This window comes from Cypionkella sp. (assembly GCF_034376685.1).
Taxonomy (GTDB): domain Bacteria; phylum Pseudomonadota; class Alphaproteobacteria; order Rhodobacterales; family Rhodobacteraceae; genus Cypionkella.
Genome location: NZ_JAXMJJ010000028.1, coordinates 1 through 15,397, shown reverse-complemented (window position 1 = coordinate 15,397; position 15,397 = coordinate 1). Strand labels below are relative to the sequence as shown.

The 15,397-nt window shown below is 58.2% G+C and carries 13 protein-coding genes and 1 pseudogene; 5 read left to right on the top strand and 9 right to left on the bottom strand.

The annotated features are described in order from the left end of the window. The 4 genes from U1A24_RS05975 to U1A24_RS05960 form a co-directional block, all read right to left on the bottom strand. Complete coding sequence (locus U1A24_RS05975; protein ID WP_322321063.1) at positions 1 to 942, bottom strand: ABC transporter permease; 942 nt, start codon at positions 940 to 942, stop codon at positions 1 to 3. A 7-nt stretch (positions 943 to 949) separates the two neighbouring features. Next, entirely contained in the window at positions 950 to 2,455 is a 1,506-nt protein-coding gene (locus U1A24_RS05970; protein WP_322321062.1) for a sugar ABC transporter ATP-binding protein, read from the bottom strand. 9 nt (positions 2,456 to 2,464) lie between these two features. Beyond that, positions 2,465 to 3,430, bottom strand: a complete 966-nt coding sequence (locus U1A24_RS05965) for an ABC transporter permease (RefSeq protein ID WP_322321061.1) — start codon at positions 3,428 to 3,430, stop codon at positions 2,465 to 2,467. A 74-nt stretch (positions 3,431 to 3,504) separates the two neighbouring features. Continuing rightward, positions 3,505 to 4,614: a sugar ABC transporter substrate-binding protein gene (locus tag U1A24_RS05960; RefSeq protein ID WP_322321060.1), complete on the bottom strand. Its 1,110-nt coding sequence runs from the start codon at positions 4,612 to 4,614 to the stop codon at positions 3,505 to 3,507. Between the two features lie 267 nt (positions 4,615 to 4,881). Between U1A24_RS05960 and U1A24_RS05955 the strand changes: the two genes are divergently transcribed. Then, the gene (locus U1A24_RS05955; protein WP_322321059.1) at positions 4,882 to 5,538 is read left to right on the top strand and encodes a TetR/AcrR family transcriptional regulator; all 657 of its coding nucleotides are present in this window, start codon (positions 4,882 to 4,884) and stop codon (positions 5,536 to 5,538) included. Between the two features lie 3 nt (positions 5,539 to 5,541). On the opposite strand, the gene U1A24_RS05950 is transcribed toward U1A24_RS05955, so the two are convergent. From U1A24_RS05950 to U1A24_RS05935, 4 genes are all read right to left on the bottom strand, one after another. Beyond that, entirely contained in the window at positions 5,542 to 5,970 is a 429-nt protein-coding gene (locus U1A24_RS05950; protein ID WP_322321058.1) for a heme-binding protein, read from the bottom strand. 15 nt (positions 5,971 to 5,985) lie between these two features. Further along, positions 5,986 to 6,990 carry a zinc-binding dehydrogenase gene (locus tag U1A24_RS05945; protein ID WP_322321057.1) on the bottom strand — a complete coding sequence of 335 codons (1,005 nt, stop codon included), beginning with the start codon at positions 6,988 to 6,990 and terminating at the stop codon, positions 5,986 to 5,988. A 9-nt stretch (positions 6,991 to 6,999) separates the two neighbouring features. Then, positions 7,000 to 7,518 carry a VOC family protein gene (locus U1A24_RS05940; protein ID WP_322321056.1) on the bottom strand — a complete coding sequence of 173 codons (519 nt, stop codon included), beginning with the start codon at positions 7,516 to 7,518 and terminating at the stop codon, positions 7,000 to 7,002. Positions 7,519 to 7,950: 432 nt separating this feature from the next. Then, positions 7,951 to 8,859, bottom strand: a complete 909-nt coding sequence (locus tag U1A24_RS05935; RefSeq protein WP_322321055.1) for a LysR family transcriptional regulator — start codon at positions 8,857 to 8,859, stop codon at positions 7,951 to 7,953. 193 nt (positions 8,860 to 9,052) lie between these two features. On the opposite strand from U1A24_RS05935, the gene U1A24_RS05930 reads away from it, so the two are divergent. The 4 genes from U1A24_RS05930 to U1A24_RS05915 all read left to right on the top strand — a co-directional run bounded on the left by U1A24_RS05930 (position 9,053) and on the right by U1A24_RS05915 (position 13,111). Then, the gene (locus tag U1A24_RS05930; RefSeq protein WP_322321054.1) at positions 9,053 to 9,877 is read left to right on the top strand and encodes an aldo/keto reductase; all 825 of its coding nucleotides are present in this window, start codon (positions 9,053 to 9,055) and stop codon (positions 9,875 to 9,877) included. A 24-nt stretch (positions 9,878 to 9,901) separates the two neighbouring features. Next, on the top strand, positions 9,902 to 11,086 hold the full coding sequence (locus U1A24_RS05925) for an MFS transporter (protein WP_322321053.1): 1,185 nt from the start codon (positions 9,902 to 9,904) through the stop codon (positions 11,084 to 11,086). A gap of 520 nt (positions 11,087 to 11,606) precedes the next feature. After that, positions 11,607 to 12,722, top strand: coding sequence for a cation:proton antiporter (locus U1A24_RS05920; RefSeq protein ID WP_416173463.1), 1,116 nt, complete (start codon positions 11,607 to 11,609; stop codon positions 12,720 to 12,722). Between the two features lie 5 nt (positions 12,723 to 12,727). After that, positions 12,728 to 13,111 (top strand): hypothetical protein, encoded by a 384-nt coding sequence (locus U1A24_RS05915; protein ID WP_322321051.1) that lies wholly within the window; start codon positions 12,728 to 12,730, stop codon positions 13,109 to 13,111. A gap of 492 nt (positions 13,112 to 13,603) precedes the next feature. Here the strand turns inward: U1A24_RS05915 and U1A24_RS05910 are convergent. Beyond that, a pseudogene (locus U1A24_RS05910) lies at positions 13,604 to 15,060 on the bottom strand (IS1182 family transposase). Positions 15,061 to 15,397: the final 337 nt, after the last annotated feature.

Here is a 15,397-nt window from a genome sequence, read left to right as displayed (position 1 = left end):
CTATTTCACTGTGCGCAGCTTGGCGCGGTCGATGGTCAGCGCGATGGCCCCGATCAGCACCAATCCGAAGACCATCTGTTGCTGCGTCGCCTGAATGTCGAAATACAGCATCGAGGCGCGGATCACCGCGACGATCAACGTGCCGATGGCGGTGTTCAGCACGCCGCCTACTCCGCCTGTCAGAGGCGTGCCACCGACCAGCACCGCGACAATGGCGGGCAGCAGAAAGCCGTTGGCAATCGTTGGCGCGCCGCCCGACAATTTGACCGCGAACAACAGCCCCGCGATTGCGGCCAAGGCACCCGAGATTGCAAAGGCCAGCATCTTGTAGCGCGCGACGTTCAGGCCAGAGGCCGCCGCCGCAGGCTCGCCTGCTCCTACCGCTTTCAAAGCGCGGCCCAAGGTCGTGCGCCGCTCGATGAACAGGGTCAAGGCCAGCAGACCGGCGGCGATGAACAACTCGTGCGGAATCGGGCCGGTTTTGCCGATCATCCAGCCGAATACCGCATCGCGCTGCGCCGCATCCATGTTCAGCGCCCGTTGCCCGGACAAGTACTGCGCCAGTGAGAACGCAACGCCACCGACAGCCAGAGTCGAGATGAACGACGGCACTAACAATCGGGTGGTGACATAGCCGGACAGCATGCCAAAGCCGAAACCAACGAGGATGCAAAGCACAGCCACCCATGCCCCAAAGGATGCCAGATAGATCGAGGCCACCACTGTCACCAGATTGGCCATCGACTGCGCCGACAAATCTATTCCGCCGATGTAGATCGCAAAGGTCAGGCCAAGCGCCATGATGAACAACGGCACGATGTCGCCCGCCAGAGACAGCAGGTTGGCGGGGCGCAGGAAGGTGTCGTCGACGATGCCGACGGCTGCCACCAGAACCAACAAGGTAATCCAGGGCAAATGCGGTTTGAAACGCTGGAAGTCCATATGTGCCTCAGATCATGTAATGGAGAAGGTCAAAGAGCGAAGGTTTCGCTCCCTGCGTGCAGTCAAACCGCTTTTGGATCGCCCCGTCTTTGACCACGATGATGGAATGTGACAGGCCAATCGCCTCTTCCAGAGTGTCGGCCACCAGAACGATGCCGACGCCTGCATCCGACATGTCACGGATCATGTCGTAGACATCTTCTTTGGCCCCGATATCTAGGCCGCGCGTCGGGTGATCCAGCAGCATGATGTCCGAGCCACCCGAGCGCCATTTCGCCAGCACCACCTTTTGCTGATTGCCGCCCGAGAGGTTGCCGCAATCGGCCAGTTCGGAACTTGCCTTGATCGACAGCTTGCTGATCCAATCCCGCGCCAAAGCCCGCTCGCCCGCGATGCGCAAAACGCCCGCGCTGGAGTGGTGGCCCATCTGCGATAAAGTCATGTTTTCATAGACATTCATGCCAGCAACGATGCCCTCAACTTTGCGTTCACGCGGGACATAGCCGACGCCCTGCGCCACCGCAGTGCGCGGGGTAAACTGCGTAATCTGCTTGCCCTTGATCGTGACCTTGCCCCTCAAAGGCGTGCGCATCCCGTAAATCGTGCGCAAGATCGCCTCACGTCCCGATCCCTCGGTGCCAACAAGACACAACACCTCACCGGCGTGCAGTGTCAGGCTGATGTCATTGATCCGACCGGGCAGCGAGACGCCATCCAACTTAACCAGCTCTTTCGACGCATCAAACGGCTGCTGGCGATGCTCGCGGTAGTATTCTTTATCAACGTTGCGGCCGACCATCTTGTGCTGGATCTGTTCGACCGACTTTTCCCCACGGGTGACCACATCGACCACTGCGCCATCTTTCATCACATAGATGCGGTCGGAAAGCTCCATCACCTCATCCATCCGGTGCGAGACGAAAATGAATGAGGCCCGCGCGGTCAGTTCGCGCACCAGTTTGAACAGCAGCTTCACCTCATCCTCGGCCAGAACCGAGGTTGGCTCATCCAGCAAGATCACCAGATTGCCATGCACGCGTTCTTCCAGCGTCAACACTTTGGCGAGTTCCACCAACTGCCGCTGCGCAAACGACAGCGCCGAGGTTACGGTGGCCGGATCAATATCCAGCTTGACCTTGGCCAGTTGGAAGCGTGCCGCATCGGCCATGGCCCTCCAATTGATCACACCAAAGCGGACAAACTGTTGCTCATAGCCCAGAAAGATATTTTCCATAACGGTCAGGTTGGCGATCAGCGATTGTTCCTGAAACACCATGCCAATGCCCTGCTCCATCGCAGCGCGAGGGTTGGCGAAGCGCACGGTTTTGCCGTCCAACACGATCTGGCCACCATCGGGCTGATAAGCGCCGTAGATCACCTTCATCAGCGTGGATTTTCCGGCACCATTCTCGCCAACCAGCCCGACGATCTCGCCGCGCCCGATCTGGAAATCCACCGCCTTCAGCGCATGAACGCCCGGAAACTTCTTATCGACCTTTGCAAGCTGATACATCCCGGCCCCCTATTTGACGACAGTGACGGCGCGGCGGTCAGTCGACAGCACGACGGCGATGATCACGAGCAGGCCCAACATGCCATCCTGGACGTAATCCGGCAGACCAATCACAACCATGCCGTTGTTGATGACGTTGACGATCAGCACACCCACCAGTGCGTTCCAGACTCCGCCGACACCGCCCCACAAGGCGACGCCGCCGACCACCACCGAGGTGATCGAGATGAACATGAAATTGGCACCCGTGACAGACTCGGCCTGACCGAGTTTGGCTACCTGCAAAATTGCAGCCCCCGCGTAGAACACCCCGGCCAGCGTAAAGCCCGCCACCCGCACCCGTTTGACATTCAGGCCAGAGGCATGGGCCAACTCCTCACCCCCACCTACCGCGTAGAAATTGCGGCCCAGTGTGGTACGGGTCTGGATGAACGAGGCCACAAGCAGACAAAAGCCCGCGACGTAAACCATCAGCGGAAAGCCCAGCAGACGATAGGTCAGCAGGCCGCGAAACACATCGTCGTCGATTTTGACGATACCGCCACCGGTCAGAAGCACAGTCGCCCCGGTGGCGACAAAACCCATCGCAAGGCTGGCCATGAAAGACGGAATGCGCAGCTTCACATGGATCAGGCCGTTGAGCATGCCGACCACCGCACCAATCAGCAAAATCAATGGGATGGCCATCCAACCACCAGCGGCAAGACTGCCGCCGAATTTGACGAAGGCAAAACAGAATAGCACCGCCGTGAACGACAACACCCCCTCCATCGACAAATCAATCGAGCCCATCAGGATGATGAATGTGACGCCGACTGCCACCATCAGTGCAGGTGCTGCAGCCACCGCGATGCGCGCAAAGTTGCGCAGCGCAAAGAAATTAGGATTGATCGCGGTGAACAAAATCACCAAGGCAATCAGCACCATCAGCGGTGCCCAGCGAATTGCGTCTTCGCGCGTGAAACGCCCTGTCAAATCCGTTCTCCCCCTCAGTCCGCCCTAAGTCTTGCAGCCAATGCGGGGGCCGCTTCGTGACGGCCCCAGCCTGTTTATTTGTAAACGATGCCGCCGTTCGACGGCCCCCAGAAGTCGCTCCAGTCATAAGTCGGGATCGAGTCCATATACTTGGCCTTGAACTCTGCTGCGTCGTCTTTGGTCACCATCACCGTCGGGCCATAGAATTCGCGGTGGTCGTTTGGCTCTTCCGAGGGTTTGAACGTGCCAATCGCAGCGTGATAGGCCAATGCCAAGGACACACCGCCACCCCAATAGGGGTTGGTGAATACGGTGCAAAGCAGTTTACCATCCATCACCATTTGCACGGCTTCGGGGTTGCCGTCATAGGCCACGATCGGCATACCCTCGATGCCCTCGGCCTTCAGCGCTTCCAACACGCCGTACGCGATGTTGTCATTGGCGCAGTGCACACCGGTGATCTTGTCGCCATAGCGGGTGATGAACGAAGCCATCAGTTCAGCGGCCTTCGTGGTGTCCCAATCGGCGGGCTGGGCGTCCAGCAGTTCAATCTCGGGGAAATCTTTCAGCGCGTTATGCAAGCCGTTCAGACGCTCGACCGCCGGGTTGTTGGCAGGAATACCGCCCAGATGCACCACGCCGCCTTTGCCACCCATCGCCGCAAACAGCAGGCGCGCGGTATCTTCGGCAGGCTTTTCATCTGACCAGGTCATGTGGCTGACGTAATTGTCACCAATATCCCACGGGTGCAGATCGTCAGTTTTGTTCCAGATTGTCGAGATATAGCCGCCCGAAGCTTTCACCGCTTCCACCACCGGCCGGGCGTTGGGGCTGTCATTGGCGTCACAGGCGATGGCGCAGTTGCCCGAATTCTTGGCCAAGAACGCTTTGATATCCGCCAAGGATTTCTCCGAAGAGCCCTCGTTGATCAGGCTGGTCATATCAGCCTTGGTCTTGCCAAGACTTTCGACGAAATTCTCGCCACCCGAGACAACTGCGTTCCAATAGGCACTGGCGCGGTCGCGGTAGCTCCAAGCCAGGGCCGGGTTTTCAGCCGCAAACGCCGCGCCTTTTCCAAAGGCCATCGGAAGTGCAAACGACCCCATGCCTGCGGCGGCGGCCAGCAAGAAGTTGCGACGATTCACGGTTTCCCGTTCGATGAAATCCTTGATGAAAGTAGACATAGGTTCCTCCCCTTTTCCACATTTTGCCACCGCTTGGTGGCCGGTTTCGCGACGATCACAGCGCCTGTTCTCCGGCAGGTCCGCCGAGCGTGGTCGAACTTCACGCTCCATTAACGCACTATCTGGTTACTTTCTTAGATCAACATGAGTCAAGTGTTTTCCGCAACAAAAATGCGACATCGCGCAAGGAAGAACTTTGACGCGGGCCAACAGCTGTGTGTAAGACTGGAGGTTAAGCCAACCACACTTGCGCTGGAGAACGACACCTTGCCCACGGACATCGAGCCCACGGAACCCGCCGCCAAGCCGCGCATTCGCGACGCTGAGGCGACCAAGGCCAGAATCCTGGATGCCGCCAAGAAAGAGTTCGCCAAGAATGGCTTAGGGGGGGGCCGCGTCGACGATATTGCCGAGAAGGCAAAAGCCAACAAGCGCATGATTTACCACTATTTTGGCAGCAAAGAGGGGCTGTTCCAGACCGTGCTGGAAAACGCTTATGTCGACATCCGCACAGCTGAACAAAAGCTGAAACTCGACCATATCGAGCCGAAACAAGCGCTGGAAAAGCTGGTGCGCTTCACCTTCGACTATTACCTGAAAAACCCCGAGTTCATCACGCTGGTGAACAGCGAAAACCTGCATCGCGCCAAGCACCTGAAAAAATCCGAAGTGGTGAAGGTCTACAGCCGCAAGTTCGTTTCGATGGTAGAAAACATTCTGGAGCGCGGTGTGGCGACAGGGGTCTTTCGCGCCGGTATTGATCCGGTGCAGCTCAATATCACTATCGCGGCGATTGGCTATTATTACATGACCAACCGCTTCACGGGATCCATCGTGTTCGAGCGCGATTTGATGGCGAAAGAGGCGCTGGAAGAACGCCTGCGCTTCAACATCGACACCATCCTGCGGCTGGTTGCGCCCTAGCTGTTAACGTGGCGTGGCCAGTCCAACCGCAAGCAAAGCCGCCTGACAGCAAGCGATGTCCTCAAAATCCTGCGCGCCAGAAATGCCGATGCCGCCCACCACGATGCCATCGTGCAATATTGGCAGACCGCCGCCCCAGACCAAAACCCGGTCACGATTGGCCAAACCAAGACGCAGGCTTGGCGAGCCATCCATGCGTTCAAAATACGCCGCAGTGCTGCACCGCATCGTGGCCGCTGTATAGGCTTTGTCCAACGCATAGTCAGAAATCGGTGGCGTCACCGCATCCATTCGGCATGTCGCCAGCGCCACGCCTGAAGAATCAACGATCGCAACCGCGATCTTCCAGCCTTGCGCTTCAGCATGGGCTATCGCCGCCTGCGTCATTTGCATCGCTGTGGCAGAGGCAAGAACCGGAACCAGATGGATCATTGGCGTCACTTTCTTTCAGGTCTGGTCAACGCCGGTCCAATCCAAAACGATAAACGGCTCGGCAATCTCGCGTCGGGCGATGCTTTCGTAAAGTGCCGCCGGGTCGTTCGGCATGGCGGTGTGAAACATCCCGTCCAGCGCAAAGCGATTCTCCGCCAACCAATCAAGCGCTTGGGCGAAGCCGCCCATGATACTGTGGGGCGCATTGTTATAGCCTTCGAGCAGGTCTTCCCAAACAAAGCCCTTCGATTGGATAGGCAACTGCCATTCCCAACCCGAACGCAGAGTAATAAGGTTGAAGAACACCGCATTCATCACATCATGCGCCGTGGTATCTGTCAGCTTGCGCCACGGAACACCGACCAGAACCACCTCGCCCATGCGCCGCGCAATCTTGCAGCCGTCCAGCACCGCACCTTCGTGGCCCGAGCAATCCACCACCAAGGCCACTTTGCGTGCTAGGTCAGCATCGTCCAACGGCATCACCGCGCGACAATCGGAAATGCCGCTTGCCACCACCTGCGCCCGCCGCACAGGGTCGGGATCAATCACCGTCACGCGATAGCCGAAAGCGTGGAAAAGCTGGGCTGCAAGGAAGCCCACCGGGCCTGCCCCGGTGATTACAACCCGATCTCCGGGCCGCGCCCGTGTGGTCATCAGCGTCGATATCGTCACGCCAAGCAAGCGGGCGACCACCGCAATCTCGGGGGCCAGACCTTGGGGCACTGGTAGGGTCTGCCACGCCGGGTGAGTCTGGGTCGAGCGATGGCGGCCCATCGCAAACCGCAGATCACCTCGTTTTACATCGGTCACGTCTGCAGCAACGTCCTGCACCTTGAAGACCGCCGCATAGCCAGGGCGAATGGGAAAGCTGTCGCCATTCGCCCAGCCCAATTCGGTGCCTTGGCTGACAAGGGTACAAAGCGTGCGCCCGCGAATTTCGCCGGGCCTTAAAGCGGCGTCTTGATAGGATTCAAAGCAGAAGCTTTGTTTGGCCGAAATGACGATTTCTTGTGCCATGTTACCTCGCTATGCACCAACGACCGGCGACCATTGTGGATGACCGCCGGCCCGCTCGGCTCCAAGCGACCCATCCATACTGACAATTTCCAGAAACTGCCCCCAAGGCGCTTTGAAGTAGCACCAAGTCAGGCCCGCCATTACGCCGCTGTCAACATAGTTTGGCCCATCCAGAACCTCGATGCCAGCAACGCGCAAGCGCTCTGCTGCCGCGTCGCAGTCATCCACCTGAAATGCGATATGGTAGCCGCCTGACTGACTGTTACGCTTCAGCGGTTCGTCCATGAGCGGCTCGCCCGAATACTGAAACAGTTCCAGATTGGCGCCGTTACCTACCCGCAAAACCTTGATGTCTTCGATCCGGCGATCGCCTGGAACACCCAACCGATGAGCCATAAAGGTGTCATCAACGTCCAATTTCCCCGTCGAAAGGCAGATCACGGCGCCAAAGAACGCCTCAAAGAAAGCGACGGCCTTATCCATGTCAGGCACCGTGAAACCAATGTGCTGTACCCCGTATATTTTCATTTCGTCCCCGCCAATCCGCCTGTTTTCCGTCAATGCAGGTGCATTTCTCCGCAGCAAAAAGCATGTTTGAAGTCACATAAGTAACGATATGGTTACTTAATACAGATTCGCATTTGCAGTCAATCCAGATTCCCTTTGGATCACGCCGAGGCGGCAAGGGTTCAGATTTCCGAGTGTTACCCGTGATTCACAGAAGAAGACTCATCGCTTCAAACTTCCAATCCGTGATGCCGCATCAAAGTTCGCCAATAGCTCGGACGCTGGCGTCGATGTCCGGATTTTGCTGATGACCACAGTGACACGATGGGCCGTAGATTTTCGAAGCCATCGCGGGATAGCAGAGGCCTATCCCGCGATGCGGATGCCGGTGTTACTCTCTTTTGTTACGACCCCGATCAGTCCCAATTTGAACGGCCGCTCGGCCTACAAAATTCAGGGCCTTTCCCCAATGAAGGCCCGCAACCGCGGCGCCATGAAGTCCAAAAAGACGCGAACACGGTGTGGCAAGCGCTCACCGCCGAAAAACAGGGCATGAATATCTTCGGTGTCGCCTTGGACGGCCTCGGCCAATACCTCGACCAGACGACCGGTGCGCAGATCTTGCCGGATGTGGAACTCGCCCATTCGCGCCAAGCCCATTCCGGCCAATGCCATGCGCCGCACTGTTTCGCCATTGTTGGCCAGCAGCGGCCCTGACACGCCGCGATCGACGATCCGCCCCCGCTCTTGCAGTGGCCAGACAGGGGTGGAGCGGCGGAAGTTGAAGCCAAGGCAGCGGTGCTGCGCCAGATCGCTTGCAGCCTGGGGCGTGCCGTAGTGCGCCAGATAGTCTGGCGATGCCACAATCTTGCGCGGCGCGATCCCAAGTTTTAACGCAGTCAAACTGGAACTTGTCAGGCTTCCGACACGAAAGGCTATGTCCGTGCGATCAAGATAGAGATCGACCATCTCGTCCGACAAAGACAGATCAACAATCACATTGGGAAATTCGGCCCAAAATGCGGGCAGAAGCGGCTCGACTGCGACCATGCCGAATCCGACTGAGGCGCTGACCCGCAACGTACCTCCGACGCAGGCTGCACCCTTTGACAAATCGCGCTCAAGATCCTCGATCCCCGCGAGCAGCGATTGGCTGCGCTCGTAATACACCCAGCCCTCGGCAGTCAACGACAAGCGCCGTGTCGAACGCTCCAGCAAGCGCGCACCAAGCCGAGTCTCGATCCGCGCGATCAGCTTAGACAGGGTCGATGGCGTCATCCGCATTTGGCGTGCGGCTTCGGAAAAGCTACCCGTCTCGACCACACGCAGGAAAGCCTGCATCTCTCCTGCTCGATTGTCCATATGCACTCTACTTATGAAATATATTCTAAGATGAAGTGCAGAAACGGCCAATTATCAAGAGTATTCTTCGGCAGTATATGCTGTTGCATGAAACAAACCACATCCTGACCTGATTTGTCACGATCGGATCGCCGCGCGTTCTTGCGGCTTGAAGCAGGTCAATGTGCCTCTGCGCAATATCCAGGAGATAAGAATGCATTATGTGACCACCCAAGGGGCCAAAATCCCAGCGCTTGGGTTCGGCGTGTTCCGTATGTCAGAGGCAGAGATCGAGGCCGTTGTGCCAGCGGCACTTGATGCCGGGTTTCGGCATTATGACACCGCCCAAATTTATGAGAACGAGGCCGCGCTTGGGCGTGCGCTGGCTGCCGCGGGTGCGAAGCGTGACGATCTGTTCCTCACCACCAAGGTCTGGGTGGCGAATTACAGCGCGGACAGATTCCTCGCATCGGTGGATGAAAGCCTCGATAAATTGGGGGTCGCGCAAGTGGATCTGCTGCTGGCGCATTGGCCGGGCGACGCAATTCCGGTGGCGCAGCAGGTCGAATGGCTGAACAGCGCGCTAGCCGCGGGCAAGACGCGCTTTATCGGCGTCAGCAACTACAACCGCGCGCAGCTTCGCGCCGCTATGGCCGCCAGCACGGCCCCTATCGTCACCAACCAGATCGAGATGCATCCCTATCTGGATCAATCTGCCATGGCAGCGCTGGCACTGGAAACCGACACCCGCCTGACTGGCTATTTTGGTATGGCAGATGGCGCTGTGCCGCGTGATGCGTTGATCGGTGAGATTGCCGCACGCCATGGCAAGTCGGCTGCACAAGTTGGACTGCGCTGGTTGGTACAGCAAGGCGTCATCGTGCTGTCGAAAACCGCGAAGCCCGCCCGCTTGGCCGAGAATTTCGCCATTTTTGATTTTGCCCTGACCGAAGCAGAAATGGCGGCCATCGGCGGTCTTGCTCGTCCAGAGGGTAGACTGGTCAGCCCTCCAGGGCTGGCCCCCGATTGGGCCGCATAAACCGAGCCGTATGAGGATATGAGTATGAACACGACACTAGAAAAACGCGGCTTCAACTGGCCGCTGCTGGCGCTGGCGGTTGGGGCTTTTGGCATTGGCGTCACCGAGTTTTCCCCGATGGGTATGTTGCCGGTCATTGCCCAGGGGGTAGATGTCTCCATCCCTTCGGCGGGTCTCTTGGTCAGCGCCTATGCGATGGGTGTGATGATTGGTGCCCCCGTCATGACGCTGCTGTTCAGCCGCTGGGGCAAGCGGACGGCGCTTATGGCACTGATGCTGATCTTCACATTGGGCAACATTCTGTCGGCACTTTCGCCCGATTATTGGACGCTTCTTATCGCCCGTGTGGTGACCAGTTTGAATCATGGAGCGTTCTTTGGTCTAGGTTCAGTGGTGGCGGCAAGCCTTGTTAAGAAGGAAAAGCAGGCGAGTGCCGTGGCCACGATGTTCATGGGTTTGACCATCGCCAATGTCGGCGGGGTGCCAGTGGCGACGTGGATCGGTCAGCAGATCGGCTGGCGCGAGGCTTTTGCTGGCACAGCAGTACTGGGTCTGATCACCATCGCCGCGCTGTGGCTGGCCTTGCCCAAAGGGGCACCCGGCCAGCGGCCCGATGTGCGGCGTGAACTGAAGGTGCTGATGAGGCCGCAAGTGGTGATCGCATTGCTGACCACGGTGCTGGGAGCCAGCGCGATGTTTACCCTCTTTACCTACGTTGCGCCGATGCTGGAGGTGCTTACCAATGCGTCGGGCGGATTCGTGACGCTGGCGTTAGCCCTGATCGGGCTGGGCTTTACCATTGGCAACTGGCTGGGGGGTCGGGTGGCAGACTGGTCGCTGGATGGCGCCACGGCAATCTTTCTGGCAGCGCTGACGATGATTATGCTGGCGACGCCGTTTTTGATCGGCAGTCATGTCGGTGCAGCAGTCATTCTGCTGCTTTGGGGCGGCGCTGCCTTTGCCATCGTGCCACCAGTGCAGATGCGCGTGATGCAGGCGGCTTCCGATGCGCCTGGGCTGGCGTCGTCCATCAACATCGGCGCATTCAACTTCGGCAATGCCATCGGCGCAGCCGTCGGCGGCGCGGTAATCAGCGCGGGACTCGGCTATGCAGCAGTTCCCGTCGCGGGTGGCCTCCTAGCAGCGGCTGGGCTGGGGCTTGTCTGGCTGAGCTACCGCTCGGCTAAACAGATCTCCTGCACAATCTAAGCTTGCGTGGGCCGAAGGCGTCGCTCTTTGGCCCAGCAATTATGTGCAATCACTTGGGGCCCAAGCTGCGTGGCAGGCGTGGCTAAACCGGAAGTACGAGGCAGAGTTCTAAATTCGCTGTCGCCACTTCTGTTAAAACGGTGATGCTCCAGCAAAGGTCGCGCCCCGCCCATTCCGGCACTGTGTCATTGCGACGGGTCGTGTCGGCTCTCTATGCGAACGCTAGATCTTAATCGGCCATCTCACCGAACAAAGCGTTGATGAGCGCCGTGGCAAACATGGCTGTCGAACGCCAGTGTGCCCCACGATCCGCCCAGTTTCATTCCGCGGCATTTGCATTAGCTCGGAAAAGAGGTCTTGCTGACGTCTTCCGAGTCGGAGCAACCCAGACGTGCAAGAAGACCCGTTTTTCTCATGGAGTGCTTATCACGTCGCATTGGTCGTTGTGGGGGTGATTGTCGTGCTTGCGCACTGGCTTCCACGCCTGATTTCCAAACGGGAACCCGCCGCCGCTCCGCTGATGATTTTGTTCGGCGCGGTTGCCGGGCTGTTTGTGCCCAATATGGCCAGCCTGCCGGATCCGCGCCAAACCCCTTTGCCGTGGGAACTGGTCAGCGAACTGACCGTGATCGTCGCGCTGTTTGGGGCTGGCATGCGCATTGACAATCTGCGGCCGATGAAGCGCTGGATACCAACTTTGCGTATGTTGGCCATTGCCATGCCCCTGACGATTTTCGCTGTCGCGCTGCTCGGTGTTGCGGTGGATGGGCTGACCATTGCCGGTGCGATCTTGTTGGGTGCGGTGCTGGCACCCACCGATCCGGTTCTGGCCGGAGATGTTCAAGTTGGTCCACCCCAACAGGGCGACGAACATCCGGTCCGCTTCACCCTGACGACGGAAGCCGGGCTGAATGATGGCTTGGCGTTTCCGTTCGTCTACTTGGGCCTGATCGTTGCCGCCGAAGGCATGGCCCCGCAGCTCTGGGGATGGGAATGGCTGGCCCGAGACGTTCTCTACCGCAGTGTGGTCGGCGTGCTGATGGGCTGGGCCGGAGGGCGGGTTTTGGGGTACATCCTGTTTACGGTGCCGAAAGGCTCAATTCTGGCGGAAACCGCGTCTGGTGTCATCGCCCTTGCTGGCGTGGTTTTGTGCTATGGCTCGACGGAATTGGTCGAAGGATACGGCTTTATCGCGGTCGCGGTTCTGGGACTGACCCTGCGCCGCATCGAGCAACACCATCAATTTCACCGGCAATTGCACGACTTCACTGAGTCAATCGAACACGCGCTGACCGCAGTTTTGCTGGTTGCTTTGGGAAGCGTCTTGCCCGTGCTATTTGCCGACCTGTCTTGGGCGCATGTCCTGATCGCGCTGACGCTGATCCTCGTGATACGTCCGTTGTCGGGCTGGATCGCCTTGATGCGGACCGATCTCGGCCCCCGTGACCGCGCTGTGGTTTCGATCTATGGCGTGCGCGGCATCGGGTCGATTTACTACCTGTGCTATGCGGGCAGTCACATGGAGTTCTCAAATGAAACCCAGCTCTGGTCACTGGTCGGGTTGGTAATCCTGCTCTCAACCATCCTGCACGGCTTCACTGTCGGCTGGGCGATGGATCGCCTGAAACACGTCTAGGTTCGGTGGACGGCGAATTGCTGATCCAGCGCGATGCCGATGTCGCCCCTTTTGCTGAGATGCAAGTTTCGCCGGAGTTGGGTTTCCAATGTATTGGGCTGACCCGCGCGCCCTACTCCAGCGAAGACAGCCTGCGCAAGTTCATCAAGGAAGCGTTCACCTCGGCGGGGCTGCCTCCCTTCACTCCACATGGGCTCCGCAACACTCTGGTCCAGATGTCCAACGCATTTTGCAGCACCCCCGAACAAATCAAGGCGATCTCGATGAACCTTGGCCATGAGAAGATTTCGACCCCCATTGACGACTATGGCCGCCTTTCGCCTGAGCCGCAGGGCGAGATCATCAAAGCCATGCGCCGCAAGGCGAAGGACGAGCCCGACACCGAATGAACTGGCCCGCAACGTCCGAAATACAAGCCATTTCTTCAGTCGGAGCCGTTCATCCGCCACAACCGGATTTAACCACCTAAGGAGACACCACGCTGGCCGGAAGGATCCGTGCCAAAATTGACCACATCTGGAACGCCTTCTGGTCTGGTGGGGTGTCGAACCCCCTCTCGGTCATCGAGCAGATCACCTGCCTTCTCTACTTGGCTAGTGGTGTGAGTTACCTTCCCACTAGGTATACCGCTCTCACGAAGTTGCAGCACGGCAGGGTGATGGCAGCGAATGGCAACTGTGGGCCGGGCACATAGACAAGATCGATGCAAAGGGCGGAGGCTGTGTGGAAACTCGACGGCCCCAACCCTCTGGGCCGCAAGTTCAGCCAGTTTGCAGATTTTGGCTCATATTGGTCATACGTTTCGTTTTGGGCGCCTCCGGGGGCCGGCGAGAAGCCTTAGCTAACGCCGAACCGTCGATTGCTGGCAGTTTTGCCCCGGATCACCTCGAGACTGCTGTACTCAACCTTTTGATGCCGACCAGTGCGATCATTCGCTTGATGTTGTAGGCCAGCACATTCAGCGACATTTCTGTGCGGCCCCCCAGAAGCCGTCGGGTCAAGAAATGGCAGGGTCCCATACAGGATTTGATCGTGCCAAACAGGTGCTCGACTGTAGAGCGGCGGACGCTCATTGGAGCGGCCGGGCTGCGGCGGCGGGCATTCGAGGCTTCGACCAATGTTCGTGTTCCCATCGTGAGACCCGAAGCTCGTGCCCTGTGGTGCAACGGCTCTTGAGGGCGCAATCCTTGCACGCGTTTGTCCAATAGCGCCGCATTTGGAGGCCTTGCTGCTCGGTGGTGGTCCGATGCGTAAGCGCCTTTCCCGCCGGGCAGCGATAGACATCGACATCATGGCCATAGGCGAAGTCTGCCTTCACAAAATGCCCCTTTGATAGGGCACCAGAAGTATCCGACTGCGGCACGGTCGCGGTGATACCCGCCTTGTGGCAAGCAAGGATTTCAAGGGCGCTGAAGTAACCCTTGTCGGCAAGGATGTGCAGATCCTCACGTTGCAGAACAGCCTTTGCCTGCGCAGCCATCTTGGTCAGAAGATCCCTGTCATGCTCTTGGTTGGTGACCTCGTGCGTCACGATAAAATGAGTTTCGGCGTCGACAACACTTTGAACGTTATAACCGACATGCCCGCTGTGCTGCGCGCGTGTCGCCATTGCCCTCGCATCGGGATCTGTGAGCGAGATCTGCCCATCCGGCGCATCGGACAGCTCTTCGTCCATTGCCAGCAGGCGTTCAATCTCCTGCTTGATGCGGTGATATCTGCCGGCTAGATGCGCCGACCGCTCAGCCCGTGCTGCGCCCGTTTCCTGACGGTCAATCCGGTCGGCCTCCTTGATGTAGCGCCCGACCTCGGCTTCCAAGTGCACGAGGCGACTGGCGATCTTGCCTTTGGTGAAGTTCCTGTATCTATTGTTGACATTGTTGACATTGTTGACCGCCTTGAATTTGCTGCCATCAACCGCGACAACCTCGCCCCTCAGCACGCCAATCCAACGGCACAGCTCCACAAACTTCGCACAGGTCTTGCGGATGGCCAGACCATTGAGCCGCCGGAAATCCGCAATGGTCTTGTGATCAGGAACCAGTCGACCGGTCAGCCACATCAACTCGACATTGCGACCGGCTTCGCATTCCAAACGGCGACTGGAGGGGATCCAGTTTAGATAACCGTAGATGAAAAGCTTGAGCAGCACAGCCGGATGATAGCCCGGTCGCCCGGTGCGTGCGGCGGCATAGCGCTGAAACCCAAGTGTGCCCAGATCGAGTTGGTCAACAAACAGATCAACCACGCGCGCAAGGTGATCTTCCCCGATCCAGTCATCCAATCGCTCGGGAAAAAGCGTCGTCTGATCTCGGCTAATACCATCGATGAAACCCGCCATGCAAAGTCCCCCAACACCGCGTAAGCATAGCATAAATTGAAGTTTTTACACAGCCTCGGCGGAAAGCTGTCTGACGGCAGCGCGGCATAGCTGGCGCAGCAATCCTTCGAGAGCAGTCGTTCATACGGCCTGCAGCGACCAGCCATCTGCGCGATTGGGCAGCTATATAGCATGCTTTCCCAGAGTATATTGTAGGTTCGTAAGACCGCATGTCTTTTTCTATCGGCCCGCACATGAAGGATCAGCCTGTAATCTGATCGCATGGCGGCAGGAGCCGTCGCTATGCGAGGAGAAAGGCATGACCGAAGAACAGTCAACGATTTATGTCGGGATCGAT

Excerpts from the sequence above, each read along its gene's own strand:
- U1A24_RS05950 (WP_322321058.1), bottom strand. The coding sequence starts at position 5,970 with ATGATCCATCTGGTTCCGGTTCTTGCCTCTGCCACAGCGATGCAAATG.
- U1A24_RS05920 (WP_416173463.1), top strand. The coding sequence starts at position 11,607 with ATGATTTTGTTCGGCGCGGTTGCCGGGCTGTTTGTGCCCAATATGGCC.
- U1A24_RS05935 (WP_322321055.1), bottom strand. The coding sequence starts at position 8,859 with ATGGACAATCGAGCAGGAGAGATGCAGGCTTTCCTGCGTGTGGTCGAG.
- U1A24_RS05925 (WP_322321053.1), top strand. The coding sequence starts at position 9,902 with ATGAACACGACACTAGAAAAACGCGGCTTCAACTGGCCGCTGCTGGCG.
- U1A24_RS05960 (WP_322321060.1), bottom strand. The coding sequence starts at position 4,614 with ATGTCTACTTTCATCAAGGATTTCATCGAACGGGAAACCGTGAATCGT.
- U1A24_RS05970 (WP_322321062.1), bottom strand. The coding sequence starts at position 2,455 with ATGTATCAGCTTGCAAAGGTCGATAAGAAGTTTCCGGGCGTTCATGCG.
- U1A24_RS05975 (WP_322321063.1), bottom strand. The coding sequence starts at position 942 with ATGGACTTCCAGCGTTTCAAACCGCATTTGCCCTGGATTACCTTGTTG.
- U1A24_RS05930 (WP_322321054.1), top strand. The coding sequence starts at position 9,053 with ATGCATTATGTGACCACCCAAGGGGCCAAAATCCCAGCGCTTGGGTTC.
- U1A24_RS05945 (WP_322321057.1), bottom strand. The coding sequence starts at position 6,990 with ATGGCACAAGAAATCGTCATTTCGGCCAAACAAAGCTTCTGCTTTGAA.
- U1A24_RS05940 (WP_322321056.1), bottom strand. The coding sequence starts at position 7,518 with ATGAAAATATACGGGGTACAGCACATTGGTTTCACGGTGCCTGACATG.